Below are 23,914 nucleotides of genomic sequence, written 5' to 3'. Positions count from 1 at the left end.
CGGATTCAACGAGCGACGCGGCGGCGCGGTCTGCGAAAGAGATGGGGCCACTGGCCGTACTGCTGGTCTCCGTCGGGCTGGGCCTGCAGAACGTTGCCGGCCGTCGGTGGGGTGGACGCATTGGAGAGGCCGGCCAATTTCATCAGCGGCGTGACCAGCAGGTCGAAAACGCTGGGCAGCAGGCGAAAGCCCGCGATGACGAAGCCGTTGGCGATGCCGACCGACCTGTCCCGTCGGGATGAGTTGAGACAGCCGACGACGGCCGCCGCCACCTTGTCCGGCGAGTCGACCGGCGGCGGGGGCCGGCCGTGCCAACCGAGGTAGCTGGCCGCCTGGCTGTAGGCCGGCGTGTTGACGCTGCCGGGCGAAACGAGGCTGACGTGCACGTCAGGCGTCTCTCGGGCCTCGATCTGCAAGATCCGGGCCAAACCCTGGACGCCCCACTTGCCGGTGACGTAGCTGCTCATCATGGGCACTGCGATCTTGCCGAGCAACGAGCCGACCAGGACCAGGTCACCGCGCCCCGGACGCCGACCGAAGTGCCGAAGGGCCGCTCTGGCCACGTTCGCGGTACCCAGCAGGTTGGTGGTGATGGCCTTGTCGAAGACCTCCACCGGCACGTCTGCGAACCGCCCGTAGGCGACCGCGGCCGCAGTGTTGACCACAGCGTCGATCCGGCCGAAGCGTTCCGCCGCGACGGTGAAGGCCGCGTCCACCGCTGCGGAATCACCCACGTCCGCCTCCACCACCAAGGTCGGCGCCCCCAACCGGACACACCGGGCCGCAGCCCGGTCCAGGCTGGGATGCGATCGAGCCACCAGGACCAGTGACCAACCCTCGGCCGCCAGGATGAGGGCGCTGGCCAGCCCGATGCCGCTGGACGCGCCCATCACCAACGCAACCTTGCTCGATCGAACCGGATTGTGTGCCATGTGCCCTCTTCCGCGTGGTGCTGACACCGAATCGGTGTGCGTCCGCAGTAGCCGCGCATCCGACCCTCGAAACACCGGAGATGCGATCGGGCGACTCCAGACATCCGTTTCCCCGGCCGGCAACCCGGGTACCGCCGATGCACCTCATCGTTGAAGAAGACAATCTCTGGAGACTACGTGAAAGCTGTTACCTGGCAGGGCAAACGCAATGTCCGCGTCGACAACGTCGATGACCCCCGACTCCTGGAACCGACCGACGCGATCGTGAAGATCACCTCGACCGCGATCTGCGGATCGGATCTACACCTCTACGAGGTGCTGGGCCCGTACATGGCCGCGGGTGACATCCTGGGGCACGAGCCCATGGGCATCGTCCAGGAGGTCGGGTCCGCGGTCACCAACATCGCCGTCGGCGATCGCGTGGTGATCCCCTTCAACATCTCCTGTGGTCACTGCTGGATGTGCGAACGCGGACTGCAGTCGCAGTGCGAGACCACTCAGGTGCGGAGCCAGGGCAAGGGCGCGGCCCTGTTCGGCTACACCTCCCTCTATGGATCGGTGCCGGGCGGACAAGCCGAGTATCTGCGGGTGCCGCAGGCCCAGTACGGACCGATCAAGGTGAGCCCCGACGGGCCGGACGAGAAGTACCTGTTCCTCTCCGACGTCCTGCCCACGGCATGGCAGGCCGTGCGGTACGCCGACGTCCCCGCCGGCGGCACGCTGGTTGTCTACGGTCTCGGTCCGGTCGGCCAGTTCGCCAGCCGCATCGGACGCCACCTGGGGTACCGCGTCGTCGCGGTGGAGCCGGTGCCGGAACGGCGCGCAATGGCCGAACGACACGGGGTCGAGGTCGTCGACCCGAGTGGGGTGGACGATGTGCCGGCGGCGTTGATCGAGATGACCGGTGGTCGGGGAGCGGACGCTGTCATCGACGCGGTCGGGATGGAGGCCCACGGCTCGCTCGGCGCGACGGTCGGCAAGCTGGCTCAGGCGGCGGCCGGACTCCTGCCGGATACGTTGGCGCAGAAGCTGATCGAGAATGTCGGCGTCGACCGGCTCACCGCCCTGCAGAACGCGATCGGCTCCGTACGCCGCGGCGGGACGGTTTCGATCAGCGGCGTGTACGGCGGAATCGCCGACCCGATGCCGATGATGGACCTGTTCGACAAGCAGATTCAGCTCCGGATGGGTCAGTGCAACGTCAAGAAGTGGATCGATGACCTCCTGCCGCTGGTCGAAGACGGCGCCGACCCGCTCGGGGTACTCGACCTGACCACCCACGCCGTGTCGATCGACGAGGCGCCGGAGGCCTACCAGATGTTCCAGCAGAAGACTGACGGTTGCGTCAAGGTCGTCCTGAAGCCGTAGCCGGCTGAGCACCGCCCGGCGAGCCGGCCGGTCCAGTGGGCGGGAGCAGACAGCTGCGCTCCCGCCCACCGATCGTCAGTGCGCTGAGCGCCCGGAACGTCCGCCGAACCGTCGGAACCCCAGTCCGAGCACGACCAGAGCGAATCCGGCGAGGATCAGGTCGACGGTGTCGACGCCGGTCCGGGCCAGGTTGTTGGAGTCGTCGACGTCAGTGGTCGGCGTCGTCGAGGCACTCGTGGGCAGAACGGCGCCACACGCGGCCGGCAGGGTCACCACTTCGCCCGGGGCGGCGGTGACCTGGGCGTGGATGTTGCTCGCGTCGGCCGCTGCGTTGTGCACGACCCGGCTGGGTCCGGGGACCCCTCCAGGGGGGCCCGGTGCTCCCGGCGGGCCTTGTGGGCCCTGCGGTCCGGCGGGTCCGGTCGGACCCTGTGGTCCCACCGGACCGGCGGGTCCGGTCGGACCAGCAAGCCCGACGGGCCCGGTGGGTCCGGCTACCCCGTCCGGTCCGGTCAACCCGGTCAGTCCTTGCGGGCCGGTCGCACCCCGAGGTCCGGTGGCTCCGGTGGTGCCCCGAGGGCCGGCCTTCCCGACGTCGCCGGTCTTGCCGGCCGGGCCATGCTGTCCCTGGGCTCCGACAACAGTGATCACGCAAGCGGCGGTGAAGGACGAACAGCCGGCGGCCGGTGACTGCACCAACGCGGCAACGGAATGCACGACGCGCCCCGGCCCGAATGCCAGAACGGGCCCGGGAGGCCCGGGAATTCCGATCGGGCCGGCCGGCCCGGTCGGGCCTTGGTCGCCGACGGGGCCGGCGGGACCTTGCGGTCCCTGGTCACCGGTCGGACCGGTCGGCCCGGCCGGCCCGGTCGGGCCTTGTGCTCCTTGCGCACCGGCCGGGCCACGAGGGCCAGTTGGACCCACGGCTCCGGTAGCGCCCTGCGCGCCCGTCACCCCGGCCGGGCCGGTGGCACCCTTGGCGCCGGCCGCACCAGCCGTCCCGGTCGCGCCGGCCGTCACCGTGACACACACCGTGCTGATCGTGCCGCAGCCGACGGGCGTCGTTGCCTCCTGGTGGACCATGCGGCTGGGGCCGCCGATCGGTCCCGGAGGGCCCGGGGGGCCGGCCGGGCCAGTTGGCCCGGTGTTGCCGATCGGACCGACGGGGCCCGCGGGGCCCTGTGGGCCCTGGGCACCAGCGGCGCCGACCGCACCCTGGGGGCCGGTGGGTCCGGCGATGCCGGCCACCCCGATGTCGCCCTGCGGGCCAGCGGCTCCGGTCGGACCCTTGTTTCCCACCGGCCCAGCCGCCCCGGCCGGACCGGTATTGCCCCGCGCCCCTACGGCTCCGGCCGGGCCGGTGGCCCCGGCGGGCGCGATTGGAGCGACACATTCGATTGACCCGGATTCAGGCGCCTCAGCGCTGGCCGGCTGGACGACGGCGAAATTGAACACGAGCAGACCTGCTGCGGTGGCCAAATAGGCGGCACTTCGACGGATCATCAAACGTCCCTCACGGTCTGTGCAAGCCGGCTGCGGCCAGTCGAGTGGAACATAGCCACGGAGTAAAGAATCTGCAAGGCAACCCAAGTCCGGCGAACGGCTCTGCGCACCTGAGACCGGCTGGGCCCAGCGTGCGCAGGAAGAATGCTCGGCGACGGCGGCTGGCGTCGGGCGGAACCACCACCGCAGCAGGCAGTTTCGTCAAGATTGCCCCCGTTACGATCGGACATGCCCCCACCTCATGGACATCGCGTAGCACGCCGGCCGAACCTGGGACACCCCCCTTTAGTGGACGCCGAACAGCGCGCCACGCGTCGCCCGTCACTCACAGCTATGAACGCGAGCCCCGCGGCGCCCGAAAGTGGAGAAGCCGCAAGGGCCGGCCGCGACGTTCGTCCTCAGCGGGAGGAGAATTTCACCTGAACGGTGGCCACATCGCTCAGTCCGGTCACTTTCACTGACCAGCCTTGCCCGGTCCACTCGCCGCTCCTGGGAGTCAGTAGGTCGAAGAACGGGGCGGTACCGACTTCGGTCAGTTGGCGTCGTCGGGGTCCGAGGCAGCGTGTGGCCTGATTGCATGCGGCCGGGGACTGGTCGATCAGAGTCACTGTCACCCCACCGGTGGGAAAGAAGCTGTCCAACCCGGACTTCGGCAGGTACTCCACGGTCAGGAACCGGTTGCTGTCGACCGGGAGCACCAGCAGGCGGGTACCACTGGCGCCCGTCGATGGACGCAGCGCAAACGTCTGCGCTGTGCCCTGGATCGGTTGATCGATGGCAACGTCGGACAGCGGCAGCCATCGCGCGGCCAATCGGTTGATGCCGAGCGTGTCCTGACCGTCCCGCCGACCGGGGTCGAAGGACCGCGGTGCGGCGCTGTTGCTCATCACATCAATTCCGCTGTTGTGGTCCTCACCGATATCGTCGCCGGAATGGGTCCAGCCCAGCATGTGTCCGAGTTCGTGCTCCTCGAGATCGACTGCGGGTTCCGGGCCCCAATCGGGATGGAAGTCGCTCGCGCCGACGTAGGCGCCTCGGCGGGTGGAGGCGGCCGGACAGCGGCTGAGCGGTCGTGAGGCACAGATGTAACCGATCGTGCCGAATCCACCCGCGGCGGTCGCCGCGTTCTCCGCGGTAGCGACGGCCAGCACACCGCTGGTGGTTGCGGCCGATGAGTTCAGGGCGGCATCGAGGCAATCCTGTGGCGACTCGTCGACGGTCATCTGGTGGATCCGCCCCGGGAGGAACGCCGGCTGGTAGGCCCCGTGAGACAGCTGCTGGTAGTACGCGGTCACATACTTGTTCAGCAGACCGCTCAGGACCGAGGGGTCCAGCGCCAATCGGAGGGTCGACCGGTTGAACGTCGGATCCGTGGCACCTTGGGGGACCTCGCACACCCAGACTTCGATGCGGTCGGTACCGAGAAAGGCGCTGGTGGACGAGAGAAAGTCATGCACCGAGGGCGGTAGCGAGTGTTCCAGCGTTGTGGTCGGCGAGCCAGGCGGTGCTGTGTTCGGGGGGCTGCTCGTCGCGGCGTTCGGGGGAGCATCGGTGGCCGAACTGCAGGCACCGACGGAGCTGATCAACAATACGGCCAGAACGATCCGCCATCGCCGACGTCTCGTGGGACTGAGGCGCATCTCGGCAGACTACGTGACTCCGGAAGTCCTGAATCCCGCGCCAACTCGGCCAAAGTCCCCGGCTGCGGGGGAGAGCCACGGAGGAGATGGTCACTCGCCTTCGAACGCGGCCACCGGCCAGCCGATCTCGGTGCGCCATTCCTCGGGTCGTGGGGTGTCGCGAGGACCGACGAGGTAGGTCTCCCGTACCTGCCCGGATGGCTGGAGATCGTGGTCGAGTGCCCAGTGGGCGAGTCGCCCGTAGGTGACGTCGATGTCGTCGTGGTCTCCGTGGTGAATGGTCACGGCCAGATCGGTGGCCGGCAGAGTCATCGCTCGTGCCCGTCCGGCGGTTGGCGGGTCGCCAATGGGTAGGAAGACGGTCAGCTCGCCGTGCTCGTCGGTGAAGATCGCGTTGTCGACCAGGCTGCCCGGCGGTCCTTCGGCGACGCGGCCCGCTGCGGCCAGCAGTTGGTCCAGTTCGGCCATGGCCCGGGCGTACCAGACCAGCAGGTCAGCCTGATCGAGCACGGCACTGATGGCCAGGACGGGCGTAGCCGGGACGAGTCGGCGGTCAACCCTCAGCTCGGCGGGCTGGGGTGCGAGCAGGCGGCGCAGCGCAGCAACCGAGTTCTGCGTCTGCGAGAGTCGTTCCTCGAGGCGGCGCAGATGGCCGGCAAGCAGATCTTGTCGGTGCCGTTCGTCCGCTGTGCCGACCAGGTCCGCGATCTCGCCGAGCGGCATGTCCAGGTCGCGCAACCGGCGGATCGTCTGGGCGGTGGCGATCTGGTCCGGGTCGTAGTAGCGGTAACCGGTCCACTCGTCCACCTCGGCCGGTGCCAGCAGACCTCCGTCGTGGTAGCGCCGCAGGGTCTTGACCGAAAGGTGGGTCATCGATGAGAACTGCCCGATCGTCAATCTCGTCTGCACGACACCAGTGTTGGCCCTCCCCCGGGGGAGACATCAGCATCGACATCATGACACCGCACGTAGACCAGATCGCCACCTACTTCACCCGCGCCTCCGGACCCGACCTGGACACCTACCTGGCCTTGTTCGCCGAAGACGCTGTCGTCGAGGACGAGGCACATCAGCATCGTGGCGTGGACGCCATCCGCACGTGGCGGAGCGGCACCCCGTCGGTCCGCTCCGAGGTGCTCGACACCTCGGTCGACGGCACCGGCAACGGCCAGATCGCACACGCCCGGATCAGCGGCGACTTCCCCGGGAGCCCGGTTGTCCTGGCCTACCGATTCCACTTCGACGACAGCGGGCACATCGCGTCACTGAGCATCCGGTTGCCGGAGACTTCTTGAGCGTCGCCGAGCCCGGTGCCCATCGGTTTCCCGGCCCGCGCACGAAGGTCAGGCCGACGGAGCGCTGACCCGCATTTGCGCAACGACCGGCGCGTTCATGGCTGCACGATGTTCGGTCTCACGAGACACGCGCACGCGCAGCAGATTTCGTCGCATCCGAGGCGTGACCGGCCGTCACGCCGTGGCGCGGCCCATCAGAGCGGGTGCGAGAATCGGCCGGCCGAACTGGTCCATCCGGCGGTACACGGCGGCCGCGCACCGTCACGGTGTCTGTGGGTTGGCCGTACAGGTGGGGTTCGCACCCAGCAGGCCCATGGCGGCCGTCCATGACGAGAGGGTGGACGACCATCCGTTCTCGGCGGACCTCAGACCGATGATGTACGAGCTGCCGAGCAGGCCGCTGAGCAGGCCGGACGAGAAGGCCGTCGTGTAGTTGCCGCCGGACGGGCCGGTGGTCGTCAAACCGGGGTTCCCGGCCAGGATCTCGGTGAGTCCCGACCCGCCATTCGTGTAGTAGTGAATGTTGGTGAGGGAGTAACCCGCGCCGATCGGAAGCTGCCAGGTGATGGTGACAACGGGGTTCGCACCCAGCAACCCCGACTGCAGCACACAGGCCGAGATCGTCGGTGGAGGAATGGTCTTGGCGCTGAAGGCGCCGGCGCCGAACTCGTTGTCGTTCCAACTCGCCGACGTCGCTGACGTGGCCGAGGGCAGGCTCGTCAGCAGCAACGTCAGGCCCGCACCGGCAATGGCGATTCGACGACGGTGAAACCTCATCGTCGGGACTCCGCCCACCGCTTGCCCATCGCGGCCAACGCCAAGCCGGCCGCAATGGCCGCGCAGGCGACCAGAACTGGTGGATACAGAGCAAGGCCGGTGGACGGCAGCCAGTTGCCCGGACCGACGTGCCCGTCGACCGGTTCGCCAAGGGCGCTGACCTCGATGACCACCTGGCCGCGCTCGCCGCGCACCGCGTTGGTCGCATCCGCGGCCAGGCTGACCGCCAGCAGAAGTTCGACGTCCCGTGGAACCGTTCCGTCCGGAAGCTGGATCTCAGCCTGGTGGTTGTGCCAGGCGACCGCAGTCATCGTCGGAGCGACATCGATGGCGATCGCCGGACAGTTGGCGCCCAGCCAGCGTGATGTACAGCCCCGAACGGAGAACGACAGGGATCCGTTCAGTCGTGAGTCCTGACCGCTCGGTGTTGTCACCCTCACGGACAACGACTCGAGCCTGACGGCGCTGGTCGTCACGCCGATCGGCCACTGCGCGGTCTGGCCCGGACCGAGCACATGGACGACTCCCGGCATCCGGTCGGAGACGTCCAACCCAGGATCGACGGGCGGCGTCTGCGGCCCGGCGAATGACCCGAACAGAGCGAGGGCCACCAGGGCCACCGGCAGGATCGTCATGACGCCCGATGCTTGGCGCGTCGGGCGCGACCTGACCCGTCGCGCGGCCAGAAGGCCCAGGTGACGAGAGCGCTGATCGTCAGTGTGACGGCCACCATCACCCAGCGTTCGGAGACCGCAACGATGACCGGCGCCAAACCGGCAGCGGATGTCAGCACCCGGCGGACCGTGGAAACGAGGTATGGCGCCGCATCCGGTGCCGGGTTTGCATCACCGCGCAAGGTCAGCCAGACCTGACCATCGGTCGCCGGTTTGATGGCGATGACCCGGTGGGTGATGGGAAGCCTCCCCGGGCGGTCCACGGTGACGACATCGCCGATCTCGACCTGGGCCGCTGGAATCTGCCTGACCAACGCCACCGATCCGGCCGGAATGGCCGGGGACATCGATCCCGTCTTGAACAGAATGAGGCTGATGTGGAATGTTGCCGCGAGTATGACCAGCACGATGCACAACACGCCGCCACCCGCGGCGAGGTTCAGCAGGGTGTTGCGGACGACAGAGCCGACCCGACTCCGTCGTCGTGGCGGATCGGCGTGGGGACCGACGTCCTCGACCTCGAGTGTGGTCACGGTCGAATCAGCTCGAAGTGGCAATGAGTTGCCAGATGATCGTGATGGCTTGTCCCTGCAGCGTGTTGTCGGCGCTGGCCAGCATGGAGACCTCGAAGCACAACTGCGAATTCGACGCACCGTTCGCGGTGACCGGCGTTGTCGACCCCGCGGTACCGATGGTGGCCGATGCGCTCGAGGACCCGACGACAAAGGTCGGCGTGCCGGTGAACGATGCGGCCGCGCACGTCCCGGTGAACGTGACAACCCGGTACTGGAGTCCGGCCGCCAGGGCGGTGTTGTTGGATGTGCCGCCCTGAAGCGCAAGGGTTCCGCTGACCGATCCGGGTTTCGTCCTGACGTACAGCGGGGCGTAGCGAACCGCCGTGGGGGACATCCCGCTGCCGTTGAAGGTCATGGAGGCGGCGGCGCCGGAGGTCCCATGGTCCGCCCAGACACTGCCGTCCAGCGACGATTGGATGTCGAACGAGCTGGTCGTGAAAGCGCCACTGACGTACTCGTTGTCCGTCCATGAAGCGAGGGTCGTCGCGGTGCCGATGCCGAGCACGAGGCCGCCGGCCAGCAGCGCGCGGATCAGTCGCCAGCGGTGCCCTCGGGCGATGCGGAGATGCTGTGCCATTTCGCCACGACCTACGGCTGGGAAACCGCGGTGAACTCCCAGGTCGCTGTGCCTGTCTGTCCCTGAACCAGTCCCGAATCGGCCGTCACGACGAAACAGAGGAACACGGGTGCGCCGGGCGCGGAGACCGGGCTTCCGGTGGTCAGCCCGAATGTCACGGATCCTGGGACGGTGCCCAGAACGGTCGCGGCCGGCACGAGATCGGTGCCCGTGGTCGCGGCCGAGCAACCCCAGGTCGCGGACTCGATGAGACGATAGGTAAGTCCGGTCAGTGAGCCGCCGCTTCCGCCGGCGGTGACCGTGACCACCGCCGGGCTGCTGGTATTGCCGGCCAGCCGGACGGCAAACGGTGCGTAAGTCGAATCGGCCGGAGCAAGATTGGCCGGATTGACCACAAAACCCAACGCCGCCCCGGGGGCACTCGCGTGATCGGCGAAGGAGACGCCGTCGGTGGAACTGCCCTGGAGATTGAATGACCCGGCAGCGAAGGTGCCAGTGGCGAACTCGGAGTCGTTCCAGGCCGCGAGCGTCACGATGGCACCGAGTCCGAGTACCAACCCTCCGGCCAGGAGCGCACGAAGTCGCCGTGAGCGATGGGACGTGATGGCGGCCATTGGCTGCTCCAAAGTTGGTGGCCGGGCATTCTCAGATCCGACGGTTCCAGCTGACCCGGGCGATCATGGTCGCACCATGTCGGAGGTATGTCCAAAGGTCGCGGATGATCCTGGGCTCAATCGATCACGAGAATGTGACAGCCTGTGCGACCAATCGTTCCCTCTTGATTCAACGACCAACGAGCGGTCACCCGGAGGAGTGGGCGCCACACGCCATGCACACTCAGGGTAGTGGGCGCTGTTCGGTCAGCAGCATTGATGCCTATAGGTTGTCGGCACCTATAGATACGCCAATTGCACCCTATCGAGTTGCTCCTTTGGCTCTGGATCGGCTGGCGCGGAATGACGTGCGCTATCGTTCGTGCTCGACACGACCGCCTTGCAGAATGCATGACCGCTCTTCGAACGGGTCCGCCACGCCTGACGATCCGGCCGCTCTGACCGCGCCCGACCGGGGCGCGGGGCTCCGCGCCTACCTGTCGGGGACGGTCGGCGTGCAGCCCGTTGGTGCTACGTCGGCGGTGGTGTCGATGGAATTGGCGGTTCGGCGTGACGGTGATGGTTCCGCTTGCGTGGCCCGGGTGTCCTCGGAGATGAGAAATGCCGCCGTCACGGCCGACGTGGTTGGCCTTCGTGCCCGACCAAGTAGGCCCGATTGACGTCGATCATGTGATCGAGCGCGCGAAGCGCAGCGGTGAGGGCGCCGATGGCTGAGGCGATGCGGGCCTGCTCCCGGGTCATGATCGCCAGTGAGCGGTGAGCCTCGTTGACGCTCGGGGTCACCAGACACGGAACCATGCCGGCGATCGTGCGGGTGCACAAGCCCGCTGCCAGGAACTCCTGGATGAGATGCACCCGGATGACGTGCGCATCCTCGAAGTGGCGCTGTCCGCTGGCGGCCCGCCTGCTGCTCAGCAGACCCTGTTGCTCGTAGTAGCGCAGCGAGCGCTGGCTCACCCCGGTCCGGGCGGACAACTCACCGATCCTCATCCAAGCCCCTAGTGCGGTGTAGCGTAAGTAGTTTGGCGGTTGTTTTTGGGACAATTGGTCATGCGGATACCGGCACTGGTGTTGCGGGATGGCGAGCGGAAGCAGTTGGAGAGCTGGGTGCGGTCCTCGTCGGTGCGGGCCGGTCTGGCGCAGCGGGCCAGGATCGTGCTGTTGGCCGCTGACGGCGTGTCCAACACCGAGATCGCCGAGCGGGTCGGGGTTTCCCGTCCGACGGTGACCGGGTGGCGGGCGCGGTATGCCAAGGACGGGATCGACGGTCTGTTCGACGAGCAACGTTCCGGCCGGCCCCGCCAGGTGGACCGGCTGAAGATCATCGCCACCACGTTGAGGCCGCCGCCGCAGCGGCTCGGGGTGACCCACTGGTCCTCCCGACTGCTGGCCCAGCATCTGAAGACCAGCAACAGCACCGTCGCCAAGGCCTGGCGCGAGGCCGGTGTTCAGCCGTGGCGGTCCGAGACGTTCAAATTCTCCACCGACCCGGAACTGATCGCCAAGGTCACCGACGTCGTCGGGCTCTACCTGGCCCCACCAGAAAACGCGGTGGTGCTCTGCGTCGACGAAAAATCGCAGATCCAGGCGCTGGACCGGACCGCGCCGATGCTGCCGATGCGACCTTTCGTGCCGGCCAAACGCACCCACGACTACGTCCGCCACGGCACCACCACCCTGTTCGCAGCGCTGGACATCGCCACCGGCACCGTCACCGGAATATGCCAACCCCGACACCGCCACCAGGAGTTCCTGCGGTTCCTCAAACAAGTCGCCAAGGCCTACCCCGACACCGACCTGCACCTGGTCATGGACAACTACGCCACCCACAAACGCATCGAAATCCGCGACTGGCTGGCTGACAACCCCCGCATCCACGTCCACTTCACCCCCACCTCCGCATCCTGGATGAACCTGGTCGAAGTGTGGTTCGGCATCATCGAACGACAAGCCATCCACCGCGGCACCTTCACCTCCGTCAGCCAACTCACCGGCAAGATCCGCGGCTTCATCAACGGCTGGAACGACCGCGCCCACCCGTTCGTCTGGACCAAAACAGCCGACCAGATCCTCACCAAAGCCATCCGCAAAACAACTTCAATCACAGACCACTAGTGCGTTCTGGGCCACAACCGCTTGCCTCTGACATCCATGACAACACCTAGCGTAGACCGCACCACGCCGCATCCAGCGGCCAAGAGGACGTGACGAAGAAGTGATCAAGTTCGCCTACATGATCAATCGGATCGACGGCATCAGTTACGACGAATTTGTCGATTATCACCGACAGCGCCACGCCCCATTGTTCACGTCGATTCCGGAGGCTAGGCAGTATGTCCGGAAGTACGCGGTGTCACACCCCGTTCCTGCCCCGGGCTATCCCGTCCCCGCTTTCGACGGGATGACCGAGATCTGGTTCGACAGTTGGGAAGACATCAACAACTTCTTCTCGTCCGCCAACTACAAGGAGTTGGTGCAGCCGGACGAGCGCACGTTCGTCGACCACGACTCGGTCGCTGTGATGGTCACCGAGGAGAAGGTCATCATTTCCTAACTCCGAATGGGCCCGGTGGGTGGCTGTTGAGGGCGACCGGTCGGCTGGAGTCGCCTGACGAGCGGCACAACTTCGTCTGTACGGTGGATTCTTGCGTGCCACCGTTACGCGAATTGCGCGCGCCGAGCTGGCCCCTCGTCGAAGCCGCTCTTCCGGTACGCCCCACTCGCAAGGCCAGACCCGTTGTGGTTACGGCTGACTGGATTCAGTAAGCTGGCACTGACGCGCCGCGTCGGGCGCGCACGACCGGGGGAGGGATTTCAGGTGGTCCGATCGTCATGGAAACTCAGCCTGACCATGGGGACGGTAGTCCTGGGGGCGCTCCTGGCGACCACGTCATCGGCGTCCGGTGCCGCACCCGAGCCGGAATCGACGCCATCCAGCACGGCTGACCAGACTGGAGCGACGGTACACATCCCCACGCTCGACGAAGCCAAGTCCTTCAGGTTCATGTCTCGGGAGCAGTACAAGGCCGCCTTCGGCGAGAAAGGGTTGGCCGCAGGACGGGCTCGGGCCGCGGCGATCGCCGCAGCCACCAACAACGCCAACGCGGAGGCGGACCCCCCGACAACCACTCACCAGGGCAACTGACGTCGGGGTTACGGCAGCGAACGACTTGGTTCCGCCGCCGTCACTTGGACTCAGCCGCCGGCTTCTCCGGCGCTGCTTGTCAGGGGCCGGATTCAGTGACCGGGCAAGGATCGTGGGGTATCTGTGATACTCGCACCGAAGCAGGTCCAGCCACCCACCCGATCGGCGAGTGGCTCGTTGCAGTGTTCGGACGCCGCGTCGTGTTGGGTGCTCCCTGCGTAGGCCGGCTCCGAGGGACGTGACGTGGGCGGCGAGGAGGTGGAAGTCGCTCCGGCTATCGTCGGCTCGGCTCCACCAAGAAGGCAGATGGCGACGATAAGTGCAGCTGTGCGGCCGATCTGCTGCCCGCCGAACCGATGCATATCGAACCGATGCATACCGAATCCCCGCCCCTACGGTCCTAGGCAGATTGAGCACCCCGGGAACAGGGTGCGCCCGTCCCTTGTCGACGTCAAGCCTTCGGCAGTACGAGTGCCCGGGGGAGTGTCCGGTGACGCGTCGACCACGGGTCACGATCTCAGGGGCCCGCCGAAGCTTCGGCTCGCTTGTCACGGCGCGGGAGGGGTGAGTACGGCCAGGATGTGGTCGACCACGGCCGCCGTGGCCGGCCAGGTCAGCGCCCCGGCGCGCACGACGCTCCACATCCGGCGTTCGACCGACCCAAGATCTAGCGGCACCGTTCGGACCCGCCGGGCGGCCGGCGCGTCGGCCACCATCACGCTCACGCCCTGCCCGGCCAGGACGAGATCCACGACCAGGTCGAGACTGTCGGCGCGGTGCCGGATGACGGGGGTCCAGCCGCCCAGGGCGCACAACCGCTGGGTCAGCTCGTCGTCGGCGGTGTCGCGGGAGTTCGCGATCCAGCCGGTCCCACGAAACCCGGCCAGATCGGCTGCCGTCCTGATCCGGTCGGGCACGTCGGCGTCGTTGGGCACGGCGAGCACCATCGGACTGCTGTGGATGAAGGTGTGCGGGTGCCGCCAGACCCGGGGGACGAGGGAGTACTCGTAGACGAACCCGAGATCGATCTGGTCGTCGTCGAGCAGCCCGATGACCTCGGGCGGTTCCCGTTCCTGCAGCTCCAGCTGCACGTCCGGATAGGCTTCGAGCAGCCCAGGGACCGCCGGGATCACATGCTGCTGCAGTGCCATCGTGTGCCCGGCGACCCGCACCAGGCCGTGCGGCTCGCTGCGCGCGGCCACGTCCAGTTCGGCCGCGGTCACAGCGGACAGGATGCCCACGCCGTGGTCGGCCAGCCGACGGCCTGCGGGTGTCAGCCGCACCCGCCGACCGGAAGCCTCCAGCAGCGGGACGCCGACCTGGCGTTCCAGAGCCGCGAGCTGCTGACTGACTGCGGACGTGCCGTATCCGGTAGCGGCGGCGACCGCGCCCATCGTGCCCCGACGGGACAACTCCACCAGGGCGCGAAGCTTGTCGAGGTCCACGCGGCCAATTATCCACTTCTTGCGGACGGTCTGTTGATGAACCTCCGCTGGACGCGAATGCTGTGGAACGATTGACTCAGGCCGTGAAGATCCCCGCCCCCGCATTGGCCATATCGGCCATGTTGTCCGTCCAACTCGGCTCGGCCTTGAGCACGCAGCTGTTTCAGGCGCTGACTCCGGCCGGCACCGCATGGCTGCGGCTGACGGTCGCCGGGGCCGTCCTGCTGGTACTCGCCCGGCCGCCGCTGTTTCGACTGCCGTGGCTGCTGCTGCGGAACACCCTCGGCCTGGGCGTGGTGACCGGCCTGCTGATGTTGATGTTCATCGAGGCGATCGCCCGTATCCCGCTCGGCACGGCGGTGGCCATCGAGTTCCTTGGGCCACTGAGCGTGGCCGCGCTTCGATGCCACCGCCAGTCGGCGCTGCTCTGGCCGGCGCTGGCGCTGGGCGGCGTACTCGGCCTGACCCAACCCTGGGTCGGTCATCTCGATCTGGTCGGCTGTGGATTCGCGGTCGCTTCCGGAATCAGTTGGGGCGGCTACATCCTGCTCACCCAGCGGGTCGGCTCGCAGCTGCCGGGCATGCAGGGGCTGGCCATCTCTCTCGGTACGGCGGCCGTCACGCTCGCCCCATGTGGACTGATGGCCGCGATCAGCGGGCTCACCGTGCCGATCGCGCTCCAGGGCATCGGCGTGGCGATCCTGGTGCCGTTGTTGCCCTTCGCATTCGAGATGCTGGCGCTGCGCCGGATGCGGGTGGCGGCCTTCGGCACCTTGATGGCCCTGGAACCGGCGATCGCCACCGTGCTCGGACTGGTGATCCTCACGCAGCGCCCGGATCTGCTGCAGTTGGTCGGTGTGGCGGCCGTCGTCGTCGCCGGGATCGGCGCGCAGCGCTCCGCTCCGGCTCCGGTGCCCGACGACGGGACGGCCTTGAGTCGTTCCAGTCGAAGCGATGTCGGATCGATCCGGCCGGCCGCTTCCGGTCAGCGCTGAACCGGACGCCCGCAGGGCCGGGGCGCCTCTAGGCCACCAGCCAGAATCCAGCTGCGTCCGATGCCGGACAGCCGCCGCTGGGCGAGGGTGTCCTCACACCGTGCGGCGCGAAGTTCGCTGCGACGGTCAACGGCAGCTACGGGTCGCCGTCGGCAACACACTGAAGTTCCACTGGACGGCCTCATCGGCGTCACCGATGGAAAGGTGTGGATCGATCTACTTAGCACGTTTCATCGAGACGGATACGCCGGTGTATATCCACGTGGGCAAGAATTGCGCGCCGAGATCGTCCCCGAATGAGGGTCTGGGCCGCAGTCGGGAAGGACCACTCCGCGCCGTTGCTGCCCAAACGGCCCATGGGCAGCCGGTACTTCGTGGACGCGACCACCGGCCTCACCCTCGAAGTTGAGCAGCAATGAGTGGCACTCCAGCCCACGGATCCTGAGCTGGCAATCCTCTTTGCACGGTCACTGAAGAACACTTGCGCCAGGTCTGAGACCGTCGAAGTCTGGACGCCTATGGCGGATAGGGGAACGGCCAAGTCCGGTTGCTTCGCGTTGTTAAAACTCGGGACTTCTGTCGAGGTGTTGACATAATCCGAAGGCCTCGATCAACCTGGGGTCGTCAACTGAAGTACCGAGAAGGGGCGTCGTGAAGAGGATGGTTCAGCCGACGAGCGGTGCGATCCGTGCGGCGAATCGGGTACGGGTCGTCGACGTGCTGCGGCATGCCGGATCGGCCACCCGTGCCGAACTGGCGGAACAGACGGGGTTGTCGCGCGCCACCATTTCCAGCCTGGTCGGCGATCTCGCCCAACGAGGCCTGGTGTCGGAACGCCGCAGCCGGTCCGAACACCGTCAAGGCCGTCCGACCGCCACCGTCGCCCTGAACCGATCGGCCGGGGTGGCCATCGCGGTCGACGTCGGGGTTCGTCATGTGGCGGTCGCCGTCGGTGACTTGTCGCGAACCGTGCTGACCGAGCGGTGGACCACTCTGCCTCGCGGCCACGGGGCCGCCAAGGGCATCGAGATCGTCGTTCGCAGCATCGAGGAGACCCTGAGCCAGGCCGCGGTCGAACCCGAGCAGCTGATCGGTGCCGCAATCAGCATCGCCGCACCCGTGGCGACCGACAGCGAACGGCTCCTGGTACCCGGGGTGCTGCCCGGCTGGAACGGATCCGAACTGGCCGGACGTGTTGCGCAGCAATGGAACATCCCCGTGGTGATGGAGAACGACGCCAACCTCGGAGCGCTGGCCGAAGCGGTCTCCCGGGGACACTCGGACGACGGCGATCTGCTCTACGTCAAGGTTGCGAGCCGCGTCGGACTCGGCGTTGCCTTCGGTTCCCAGGTGCATCGCGGACGGGACGGCTATGCCGGGGAACTCGGTCACGTGACGGCCGAACCCGACGGCGAACGGTGCTGGTGTGGCCGGCGGGGCTGCCTGGAGCTGTACGCCGGCGGCGACGGGATGCTGCGCCGACTCGGCCGCACCACCCTCGGTGTCAATTCGATCGCCCACCTGGTCGAGCAGGCGCGGGCGGGCCACCAGGAGGTGCTGCGCGTCATCTCCGATGGGGCCAAGGCGATGGGCCGAGCTCTGGCCAACGTCGCTCTGGTGATCAACCCGACGACCATCGTGCTGGGCGGCGAACTGGCCGCGCTCGGCGCGCTGCTGGCCGACCCGATCCGTGCCGAACTGACCACCATCCCATTCGGTCGTCCGATCAAGGTCTGCGTCTCCGAACTGGGTGGCCGAGCCTCCCTGGTCGGCGCGCTGGCCGTGGTCCTGACCGAGTCATCCCGGTTCGTCGACCGCTCTCAGACGTTGTCCAGCAACCGATCCGGAACGTCGCAGGTGCGTCTGTGACCGGTCGGCACTCCCGGCTGGAGCCTGGCCGCCGGTAGCGAATGTCTCCCACCAACTCGGCCCGCTCGGTCCGGGTGACCCGTCATCGAACAAAGGAGTTCATGCGTTGAAACGTTCTTCAGGAGTCTTCCGACGACTGCGATCGCAGAGACTGACGGTCGCCGTCGGTGTGTCTGTGCTCGCCGGGGCGGTCATGGCCATTCCGGCCCAAGCGGCGCAGGCGTCAGCCGCCCCCGCCGCCGCCGTCACCACCGCGGCGACCGGCGCCATCGTCTCCGGTAGCGCGCGATTCGAGGTGCTCTCTCCGACGCTCATCCGGACCGAGTACGCCGGCGACACCAAATTCGTCGACGATGCCACTTTCAATGCGATCGGCCGCGACTCTTTCACGGCGACCACACCCGTGGTCAGCACGGTGGACGGCTGGCTGACCATCAAGACCTCCGCCGTCACGCTGGCCTACAAGGTCGACTCAGGACCGTTCACCGCGGACAACCTGCGTCTCACCGAGGCCAACGGCACCCAGGCCGTGACCGCGGCGCCATGGGCCTCCATCACCGCTCCGACCTGCGCCTTCGGCACCCTGTGCGAGGCAGAGGATCTCGCCCTCAACGGCCTGACCCTGGCCACCGACCACAGTGGATACACCGGGCACGGATTCGTCGGTGGGTTCGCCAACGTCGGCGACTCGTTGTCCTTCACGGTCAACGTGCCCGCGGCTGGTGAGTACGACGTCGATGCCCGGTACGCCAACAGCACAGGTGGGGACGGAAAGAACGTCACGCGCACGTTGAGCGTCTCCGCCGACGGGGGAGCGGCCAGCACGTTGAGTCTGCCGACCACGGCCAATTGGGACAGCTGGAACGTCGCGAAGACGACGCTGACCCTGAGCGCCGGTGCCCACACCATCACCTTCACGCACACGGCCACCGACTCGGGCAACGTGAACTTCGACAGCGTAGCCGCGGTCACCACCGGTGACCCCTATCCGGGAGTGGCCGCACCGGTCGCCGCACCCTGCGATTTCGGCTCGATCTGCGAGTTGGACTCGGGCACGCTCGCCGGTGGCGCGAAGCTTGCCTTCGACCACAACAACTATTCCGGCACCGGATTCGTGGCCGGCATGGAGACCACCACGGCCACCGACATGCTGACCGTAACCGGAGTCCCGCCAGCCGGTCACTACCAACTGCAGCTGCGCTACGCGAACAACGTGGCCGGGGCCAAGGGCATCAAGTCGCGCCGCATCTCGATCACCGTCGGCTCGGCCGCCGCGACCACGGCCACGCTGGCCCCGACGAGCAGCTGGGACGCCTGGCGCACCGTCGCCATCCCGGTTGACCTGATCGCGGGTGACAACGTCGTGACTCTCGGATGTCCCGACGCCGACGGTTGCAACGTCAACCTGGACACTGCCGCTTTCACCACCACCAGCTCTGCCCTGCTCGACCCGCACGCACCGCTCGGCGGGTATCGCCGGAGCCTGGACGGCGTGGACGGGGGCGCACTCACCAACCCGGGCCTGCTCTACCAGGACGGCTGGTCGCTGATCGACGACACCGCGTCGGGCATCTTCAACACCTCCACGCGAGCGCTGACACCGCGCCCGACCCACGGGGGTACGCCGTATCAGGACGGCTACGTCTTCGGCTACGGCAAGGATTACGCCCAGGGCCTGCAGGATCTCGCGACCCTGACCGGACCGCCGAAACTGTTGCCGCGTTGGGCCTATGGCGTCTGGTACTCCGAGTACTACGACCGCACCGCGGCTGACTACCAGAACACCATCCTGCCGAAGTTCCGCTCCGAGGGTGTCCCGCTGGACGTTCTGGTCACCGACACCGACTTCAAGTCCCCGAACCAGTGGAACGGTTGGGAGATCGACACATCCAAGTTCCCGGACCCGGCGGCCTACTTCGCCTGGGCGCACGCCCAGGGTCTGCACACGTCACTCAACATCCACCCCAGCATCCTGGCCTCGGATCCGCAGTTCGCCCAGGCACAGGCCACGGCGAAGGGGAAGCTGCAGCCCGGCTCGTGCTCCGGCGGGGGCGCCAACTGCTACGTCTTCGATTTCGGTGATCCCGACCAGCTGCAGGCCTACCTGGACCTGCACAACACCATGCAGGCGGACGGCAACGACCTCTGGTGGCTCGACTGGTGCTGCGACTCGACAACGTCATCGCAGACGGGCATCTCGGGTGACGCCCTGATCAATCAGGCGTACGCCGACTACACGGCCAAGACGGTCGACCGCGGCTTCGCCTTCTCCCGCGCCTATGGATCATTGGCGACCGGCGGTTACGGCAACTCCGCTACCAGTTCCACCGGACCCTGGGCCGACAAGCGCACCACCCTGCACTTCACCGGTGACACCATCTCCGACTGGTCCACCCTGGCCTACGAGGTGGGCTATACGCCGGGTGAGTCCTCGGCCACCGGCATGGCTTCCATCAGCCACGACATAGGCGGGCACACCGGCGGCGCGCAGACCACCGGCAGTGAACCGAACAGCACCAAGCTGGCCGACGACCTGTACGCCCGGTGGGTGCAGCTGGGTACGTTCCAGCCCATCGACCGTCTGCACTCCAACCACAGCGACCGGTTGCCCTGGCAGTACGGGGCCGCGGCCGAATCCTCGGCCGACAAGTTCCTCAACCTGCGGGAAAAGCTCGTCCCCTACACCTATTCGCTGGCGCAGCAGTCGTCGACGACCGGCATGCCGATCGTGCGGGACCTCTACCTGCAGTACCCCGACCAGCAGGAGGCCTACGCCAACGACGACAGCGAGTACCTCTACGGCCCGGACGTACTCGTCGCCCCGGTGACGACGCCGGGCACGGGTTCGGTGACCACCAACGTGTGGTTCCCGGCCGGCAGCACGTGGACGGACTACTTCACCGGAAAGACCTACGCCGGTGGAACGACCGCCGCGGTCACCACCGATCTGTCCACCATGCCGGTGTTCATCAAGTCCGGCGGGATCATGACCACCCGCACCGACAACGTCGCCAACGATGTGCAGAACGCGCTGACCAAGGTGACGGTCACCGTCGCCGGCGGCGCCAACGGCGCCTACTCCCTCTACGAGGACAACGGCACGACGACCGACACCACACAGTCCGCCACCACTGCGATCAGCTACACCGAGAAGGCGGGGGTCAGCACCCTGAACATCGCGGCGGCCAAGGGTTCCTACGCCGGACAGGTCACCGATCGGCAGTGGACTGCACAGTTCACCAACGCGGACGCCCCGAAGTCGGTTTCCGTGAACGGAATCAAGCTCGCGGCCACCGCCTGGAAGTACGACGCGGCGACCCGCACGGTCACCGTGACGCTCGCGCCGCGCAAGGCGAACGTGGCGACCACCATCAGCTACAAGACGCACAACAACCCGCCGAAGGTGGCCCCGACGACCGTCACCACCCATGCGGGCAAGGCAATTCGCATTGCCGTCAAGGCCACCGATGCCGACGGCGACGCTCTGACGTACTCCTACAGCCGTCCCGCTCACGGAACCGTGTCCGGCTCGGGGGCCAACATCGTCTACACCCCGACGGGCAAGTTCGTCGGGACGGACAGCTTCCGCGTGACGGTCACCGACACGTCGAGGGCGACCGCCACCGCAGCCATCACGGTCAAGGTCGTCAACAGGGCGCCCACGGCCTCCGCCATCACCAAGAAGACAAAGGTGGCCACGCCCGTCTCGATCACCCTCAAGGGCGCCGACGCCGACCGCGATCCGTTGACCTACACGCACACCAAGCCGGCCCACGGCACGGTCACGGGCAGCGGCGCCAGCCTGCGGTACGCCCCATCACGCACTTTCTCCGGGGTTGACCACTTCAACTACACGGTCTCCGATCCGTTCGGCGGAAAGGTCACCCGGACCGTCAGGATCGACGTCTCGAAAGTGACCCCGGCGGTGGCCGTGACCATCTCGCCGCACACGATCACCACCAAGACACCGGCGGTGATCACCGTCCGGGCGCGTGTGCCCAACGGGGTGTCGGCCGGCACGGCGATCGTCACGGTCAAGGTGGGCCGCAAGACCCTCGCGCGCGGGCACCTCACGGCGGGTACGGTGAAACTGGCCCTGCCGCGTCTGGGCAAGGGCAGGTACTCACTGGCGGTGAGCGTTGCCCCGTCCAGGGTCACCCTCGCGGTGACGAAGAAGGTGATCATCACCGTCACCTGATCCGAATCACCATCAGATCCGCGGCCCGGCCACCGACTCAGGTGGACGGGCCGCGGTATCGATGCCGGCGCCAGGACTCCAGGTAGCCGCGCTCGCGTCAGGCCCGGAACTCCACCGGACGTTCCGGGCGCGCTTCGGCCAACGCGGTCAAGGCCGCCGCGATCGGGTAGTCCTTGCCGTACACCGGTTGGCCCGGCTGCTGGCGCCACGACTCTTCCAGGGGCCCGCCGTCGACCGGATCGAAGCCGAGGCTGTCGATCAGGTCGAACACTGCTGCCTTGGCCGGCCCGTCGGCGCCCGCGATCGGCAGCGCGATACGGCCGTCGGAACCCGCGGGCTTGCCGCTCTCCAGCAGGTGCTTCCACCAGATCCCGTTGAACACCTTGAACACCAGCTCTTTCGGCCACGCCAGGAACTCCGAGACCCACACGCTCTCCGGGGTGCCGGCCTCGATCTTCTCGATCCGGCCGTCACGCTGCTTCGGGTAGTAGTTGTTCGTCTCGATCACCGGCGCACCTTCCTTCGCGCCGTGCACGACGGTGTCCGCCAGGTCGGGGACGTTCTTCTGCGGAATGCTGATGATGACCAGGTCCGCACCGATGGCCGCCTCCGACGCCCACACCGCGGTCGCGCCGGTCTCTTCCGCCAGCTCGGCCAGCGTGAGCGGATCGCGTGAATTGGCCACCCGCACGTCATGTCCCAGGGCGGTCAGCCGCCTGGTCAACGTCCCGCCGATATGGCCGGCCCCGATGATTCCGATCTGCATGTCGCTCCTCGATCCTGGGCGAACCGCTCTGGTCATCGCCGTCATCTAGTGCCGACGCCGCCGAGGTCCCGGGAATTCCCGCGCGTCAGTATCTGGCTGGTCAGAAACCTGGCGCCTCGCGCCCGCGCGCCCCGGCGACCGTTGAGCACGCCGGCTTCGGCGAGGGTGAACGCAACGCTGCACAGCCCGACCAGCCACCGTTGCGTGGATTCTTGCGACCTGTGCTTTGCCTGGCACTCGCCCGTTGGGTCGACGATCGGCAAGACTGACGTCATGACTCCCGCGCCGACCGGCCCGATCAACACCCTGACCGCATTCGACTCGATCCGCGACCACTGGCAGCCGCGACGGCTGACCAGTGTCAACGACTACGACGTGAAGATCGCCAAGGTGCAGGGCGAGTTCGTCTGGCACACCCACCCCGATACGGACGAGCTGTTTCTGGTCGTCGCCGGCGAGCTCACCATCCAGCTGCGCGATCGCGACGTGGTGCTCGGGCCCAACGACGTGTTCGTCGTCCCTCGTGGCGTTGAACACTGCCCGAAGGCCGACGCCGAGACCTCGATCGTGATGTTCGAACCGAAGGGCACCATCAACACCGGCGACACCAGGAACGAGCGCACCGTATCCGTGCGTGAACTGCACTGAAGTCGTCGCCTCCGATGGGAACATCGCCTGACCGTCATCTCGGATGTTCCAGCCATGCTGTGGGGAGACGGGTTGCGCGAAGAACGGACCGCCCAGATCTTCGATGTCGGACTGCAGGACACGAACGAGTGGCTCGCCAAGATCTCGGCCACCCGGCCGTACCACCGTTGAATACTGGGGGTGGCTGACAGATCCATTTGAGAGAGTGACACTGGAGTGGTGATGAGTACCGATACCAAGGACAACCGGCCAACCCCCGCCGCCGTTCTCGAGTTGCTGACCGGGATCGCCCCCGAACCTTGGGATCCCTATGTGTGCCTCGAGCGGCTGGTGGAGCTGCGCGGCCGCCCGATCGTCATGGCTCAGGCGGCTCTGCCCCAGGACCTGGTCAGCACCGCACTACGCACCGAGACAACGGACTACGTCTTCATACCGCCGATGGATCTCGGCCGGGACCGCTCGATGATCGTTACGCACGGTCTGGCGCACCTGCTCCTGGAGCATCAGATGCCCGATCTGGACGAGTGGAGTCTGACCGCTCGCGATCGCGCCGACGGCCCCTATTGCGGCTATTCCGAAGAGGATGAGAGGGAAGCCGAGGACCTGGCCGTCGCGTTCGTCGACACCTTGACCATGCCGGCTACCTACGAGAACGGCCAGCAGGGCTGGGGCCTGGAGCCCCGACCCTGATGTAACGGGCTCGAACTGTCCGCCATCGGCCCTACCGACGGGTAGGTGCAGTGTCGATCGTTGGAGCAGGCCGGCAGATCGTAAGGTAGACCTTGGCGAGAACATCCTGCGCTCTACGAAGAGTTCAACCGGTTCCGGAGCGGAGCAGCACGTCACCCGCCCCACATTGTCACAATGAGTAGCCGTTCAGAGGGGCCATGACG

Annotated in this window: 24 protein-coding genes and 1 pseudogene; 13 read left to right on the top strand and 12 right to left on the bottom strand. The window is 67.2% G+C overall.

What is annotated here, in order from left to right; genetic code table 11:
• Positions 1-5: 5 nt before the first annotated feature.
• A complete protein-coding gene (locus BLS97_RS19310; RefSeq protein ID WP_090479258.1) occupies positions 6-932 on the bottom strand; it encodes an SDR family NAD(P)-dependent oxidoreductase in 927 nt (308 codons plus the stop codon).
• Between the two features lie 177 nt (positions 933-1,109).
• Between BLS97_RS19310 and BLS97_RS19305 the strand changes: the two genes are divergently transcribed.
• Positions 1,110-2,300, top strand: coding sequence for a zinc-dependent alcohol dehydrogenase (locus tag BLS97_RS19305; protein ID WP_090479254.1), 1,191 nt, complete (start codon positions 1,110-1,112; stop codon positions 2,298-2,300).
• A 75-nt stretch (positions 2,301-2,375) separates the two neighbouring features.
• Here the strand turns inward: BLS97_RS19305 and BLS97_RS24040 are convergent, their stop codons facing one another.
• Positions 2,376-2,639: a hypothetical protein gene (locus tag BLS97_RS24040; RefSeq protein ID WP_231988607.1), complete on the bottom strand. Its 264-nt coding sequence runs from the start codon at positions 2,637-2,639 to the stop codon at positions 2,376-2,378.
• Positions 2,640-3,374: 735 nt separating this feature from the next.
• Between BLS97_RS24040 and BLS97_RS24295 the strand changes: the two genes are divergently transcribed.
• Complete coding sequence (locus tag BLS97_RS24295) at positions 3,375-3,701, top strand: hypothetical protein (RefSeq protein ID WP_269457462.1); 327 nt, start codon at positions 3,375-3,377, stop codon at positions 3,699-3,701.
• Positions 3,702-4,201: 500 nt separating this feature from the next.
• Here BLS97_RS24295 and BLS97_RS19295 read toward each other — a convergent pair whose 3' ends face one another.
• Positions 4,202-5,443 carry a hypothetical protein gene (locus tag BLS97_RS19295; protein ID WP_157695548.1) on the bottom strand — a complete coding sequence of 414 codons (1,242 nt, stop codon included), beginning with the start codon at positions 5,441-5,443 and terminating at the stop codon, positions 4,202-4,204.
• 90 nt (positions 5,444-5,533) lie between these two features.
• Positions 5,534-6,352 (bottom strand): MerR family transcriptional regulator, encoded by an 819-nt coding sequence (locus BLS97_RS19290; protein ID WP_090479243.1) that lies wholly within the window; start codon positions 6,350-6,352, stop codon positions 5,534-5,536.
• 47 nt (positions 6,353-6,399) lie between these two features.
• On the opposite strand from BLS97_RS19290, the gene BLS97_RS19285 reads away from it, so the two are divergent.
• The gene (locus tag BLS97_RS19285; RefSeq protein WP_090479239.1) at positions 6,400-6,738 is read left to right on the top strand and encodes a nuclear transport factor 2 family protein; all 339 of its coding nucleotides are present in this window, start codon (positions 6,400-6,402) and stop codon (positions 6,736-6,738) included.
• Between the two features lie 261 nt (positions 6,739-6,999).
• Here BLS97_RS19285 and BLS97_RS19280 read toward each other — a convergent pair whose 3' ends face one another.
• The 6 genes from BLS97_RS19280 to BLS97_RS19255 form a co-directional block, all read right to left on the bottom strand.
• Complete coding sequence (locus BLS97_RS19280; protein ID WP_157695547.1) at positions 7,000-7,515, bottom strand: hypothetical protein; 516 nt, start codon at positions 7,513-7,515, stop codon at positions 7,000-7,002.
• On the bottom strand, positions 7,512-8,150 hold the full coding sequence (locus tag BLS97_RS19275; RefSeq protein WP_090479235.1) for a hypothetical protein: 639 nt from the start codon (positions 8,148-8,150) through the stop codon (positions 7,512-7,514). Before BLS97_RS19275 ends, BLS97_RS19280 begins: the two co-directional genes overlap by 4 nt.
• Complete coding sequence (locus tag BLS97_RS19270; RefSeq protein ID WP_090479232.1) at positions 8,147-8,722, bottom strand: signal peptidase I; 576 nt, start codon at positions 8,720-8,722, stop codon at positions 8,147-8,149. The genes BLS97_RS19275 and BLS97_RS19270 overlap by 4 nt, the downstream gene beginning before the upstream one ends.
• A gap of 7 nt (positions 8,723-8,729) precedes the next feature.
• Entirely contained in the window at positions 8,730-9,341 is a 612-nt protein-coding gene (locus BLS97_RS19265) for a SipW-dependent-type signal peptide-containing protein (protein WP_090479230.1), read from the bottom strand.
• A gap of 11 nt (positions 9,342-9,352) precedes the next feature.
• Complete coding sequence (locus BLS97_RS19260; RefSeq protein ID WP_090479227.1) at positions 9,353-9,955, bottom strand: SipW-dependent-type signal peptide-containing protein; 603 nt, start codon at positions 9,953-9,955, stop codon at positions 9,353-9,355.
• Positions 9,956-10,564: 609 nt separating this feature from the next.
• Positions 10,565-10,945, bottom strand: coding sequence for a MerR family transcriptional regulator (locus BLS97_RS19255; RefSeq protein ID WP_090479224.1), 381 nt, complete (start codon positions 10,943-10,945; stop codon positions 10,565-10,567).
• Positions 10,946-11,005: 60 nt separating this feature from the next.
• Here BLS97_RS19255 and BLS97_RS19250 point away from each other — a divergent pair, with 60 nt between their 5' ends.
• The 3 genes from BLS97_RS19250 (at position 11,006) to BLS97_RS19240 (ending at position 13,100) form a co-directional block, all read left to right on the top strand.
• Positions 11,006-12,070, top strand: coding sequence for an IS630 family transposase (locus BLS97_RS19250; protein WP_090479219.1), 1,065 nt, complete (start codon positions 11,006-11,008; stop codon positions 12,068-12,070).
• A gap of 100 nt (positions 12,071-12,170) precedes the next feature.
• Positions 12,171-12,509 carry an EthD domain-containing protein gene (locus BLS97_RS19245; RefSeq protein ID WP_090479215.1) on the top strand — a complete coding sequence of 113 codons (339 nt, stop codon included), beginning with the start codon at positions 12,171-12,173 and terminating at the stop codon, positions 12,507-12,509.
• A 264-nt stretch (positions 12,510-12,773) separates the two neighbouring features.
• Positions 12,774-13,100 (top strand): hypothetical protein, encoded by a 327-nt coding sequence (locus tag BLS97_RS19240; RefSeq protein ID WP_157695546.1) that lies wholly within the window; start codon positions 12,774-12,776, stop codon positions 13,098-13,100.
• Between the two features lie 548 nt (positions 13,101-13,648).
• Here the strand turns inward: BLS97_RS19240 and BLS97_RS23045 are convergent.
• Complete coding sequence (locus BLS97_RS23045) at positions 13,649-14,545, bottom strand: LysR family transcriptional regulator (RefSeq protein WP_172832308.1); 897 nt, start codon at positions 14,543-14,545, stop codon at positions 13,649-13,651.
• Positions 14,546-14,628: 83 nt separating this feature from the next.
• On the opposite strand from BLS97_RS23045, the gene BLS97_RS19225 reads away from it, so the two are divergent.
• From BLS97_RS19225 to BLS97_RS24610, 5 genes and pseudogenes are all read left to right on the top strand, one after another.
• Entirely contained in the window at positions 14,629-15,540 is a 912-nt protein-coding gene (locus tag BLS97_RS19225) for an EamA family transporter (RefSeq protein ID WP_197676275.1), read from the top strand.
• A gap of 296 nt (positions 15,541-15,836) precedes the next feature.
• Positions 15,837-15,959, top strand: a complete 123-nt coding sequence (locus tag BLS97_RS24290) for a hypothetical protein (RefSeq protein WP_269457460.1) — start codon at positions 15,837-15,839, stop codon at positions 15,957-15,959.
• Between the two features lie 241 nt (positions 15,960-16,200).
• Positions 16,201-17,409 carry an ROK family transcriptional regulator gene (locus tag BLS97_RS19220; protein WP_090479209.1) on the top strand — a complete coding sequence of 403 codons (1,209 nt, stop codon included), beginning with the start codon at positions 16,201-16,203 and terminating at the stop codon, positions 17,407-17,409.
• A gap of 193 nt (positions 17,410-17,602) precedes the next feature.
• Positions 17,603-20,785 (top strand): annotated as a pseudogene (locus tag BLS97_RS19215) (TIM-barrel domain-containing protein); the annotation flags it as partial.
• Positions 20,768-21,607, top strand: a complete 840-nt coding sequence (locus BLS97_RS24610; RefSeq protein ID WP_407938072.1) for an Ig-like domain-containing protein — start codon at positions 20,768-20,770, stop codon at positions 21,605-21,607. The pseudogene BLS97_RS19215 and the gene BLS97_RS24610, both read left to right, overlap by 18 nt.
• 97 nt (positions 21,608-21,704) lie before the next feature.
• Here BLS97_RS24610 and BLS97_RS19210 read toward each other — a convergent pair whose 3' ends face one another.
• Complete coding sequence (locus tag BLS97_RS19210; protein ID WP_090479205.1) at positions 21,705-22,373, bottom strand: NADPH-dependent F420 reductase; 669 nt, start codon at positions 22,371-22,373, stop codon at positions 21,705-21,707.
• 273 nt (positions 22,374-22,646) lie between these two features.
• On the opposite strand from BLS97_RS19210, the gene BLS97_RS19200 reads away from it, so the two are divergent.
• Together BLS97_RS19200 and BLS97_RS19195 are read left to right on the top strand one after the other, a co-directional pair.
• Positions 22,647-23,021: a cupin domain-containing protein gene (locus BLS97_RS19200; RefSeq protein WP_090479197.1), complete on the top strand. Its 375-nt coding sequence runs from the start codon at positions 22,647-22,649 to the stop codon at positions 23,019-23,021.
• Positions 23,022-23,243: 222 nt separating this feature from the next.
• On the top strand, positions 23,244-23,711 hold the full coding sequence (locus tag BLS97_RS19195; RefSeq protein WP_157695543.1) for a hypothetical protein: 468 nt from the start codon (positions 23,244-23,246) through the stop codon (positions 23,709-23,711).
• The last annotated feature ends 203 nt before the right edge of the window (positions 23,712-23,914 follow it).

The sequence above is a fragment of the Nakamurella panacisegetis genome, assembly GCF_900104535.1.
In the GTDB taxonomy this organism is placed as follows: domain Bacteria; phylum Actinomycetota; class Actinomycetes; order Mycobacteriales; family Nakamurellaceae; genus Nakamurella; species Nakamurella panacisegetis.
This window is presented reverse-complemented; position numbering and strand designations above follow the sequence as displayed.

Excerpts from the sequence above, each read along its gene's own strand:
- BLS97_RS19275 (WP_090479235.1), bottom strand. The coding sequence starts at position 8,150 with ATGACGATCCTGCCGGTGGCCCTGGTGGCCCTCGCTCTGTTCGGGTCA.
- BLS97_RS19260 (WP_090479227.1), bottom strand. The coding sequence starts at position 9,955 with ATGGCCGCCATCACGTCCCATCGCTCACGGCGACTTCGTGCGCTCCTG.
- BLS97_RS19295 (WP_157695548.1), bottom strand. The coding sequence starts at position 5,443 with ATGCGCCTCAGTCCCACGAGACGTCGGCGATGGCGGATCGTTCTGGCC.
- BLS97_RS19310 (WP_090479258.1), bottom strand. The coding sequence starts at position 932 with ATGGCACACAATCCGGTTCGATCGAGCAAGGTTGCGTTGGTGATGGGC.
- BLS97_RS19280 (WP_157695547.1), bottom strand. The coding sequence starts at position 7,515 with ATGAGGTTTCACCGTCGTCGAATCGCCATTGCCGGTGCGGGCCTGACG.
- BLS97_RS19220 (WP_090479209.1), top strand. The coding sequence starts at position 16,201 with ATGGTTCAGCCGACGAGCGGTGCGATCCGTGCGGCGAATCGGGTACGG.
- BLS97_RS19200 (WP_090479197.1), top strand. The coding sequence starts at position 22,647 with ATGACTCCCGCGCCGACCGGCCCGATCAACACCCTGACCGCATTCGAC.
- BLS97_RS24290 (WP_269457460.1), top strand. The coding sequence starts at position 15,837 with ATGAGGGTCTGGGCCGCAGTCGGGAAGGACCACTCCGCGCCGTTGCTG.
- BLS97_RS19195 (WP_157695543.1), top strand. The coding sequence starts at position 23,244 with ATGAGTACCGATACCAAGGACAACCGGCCAACCCCCGCCGCCGTTCTC.
- BLS97_RS19210 (WP_090479205.1), bottom strand. The coding sequence starts at position 22,373 with ATGCAGATCGGAATCATCGGGGCCGGCCATATCGGCGGGACGTTGACC.
- BLS97_RS19265 (WP_090479230.1), bottom strand. The coding sequence starts at position 9,341 with ATGGCACAGCATCTCCGCATCGCCCGAGGGCACCGCTGGCGACTGATC.
- BLS97_RS19255 (WP_090479224.1), bottom strand. The coding sequence starts at position 10,945 with ATGAGGATCGGTGAGTTGTCCGCCCGGACCGGGGTGAGCCAGCGCTCG.
- BLS97_RS19250 (WP_090479219.1), top strand. The coding sequence starts at position 11,006 with ATGCGGATACCGGCACTGGTGTTGCGGGATGGCGAGCGGAAGCAGTTG.
- BLS97_RS19285 (WP_090479239.1), top strand. The coding sequence starts at position 6,400 with ATGACACCGCACGTAGACCAGATCGCCACCTACTTCACCCGCGCCTCC.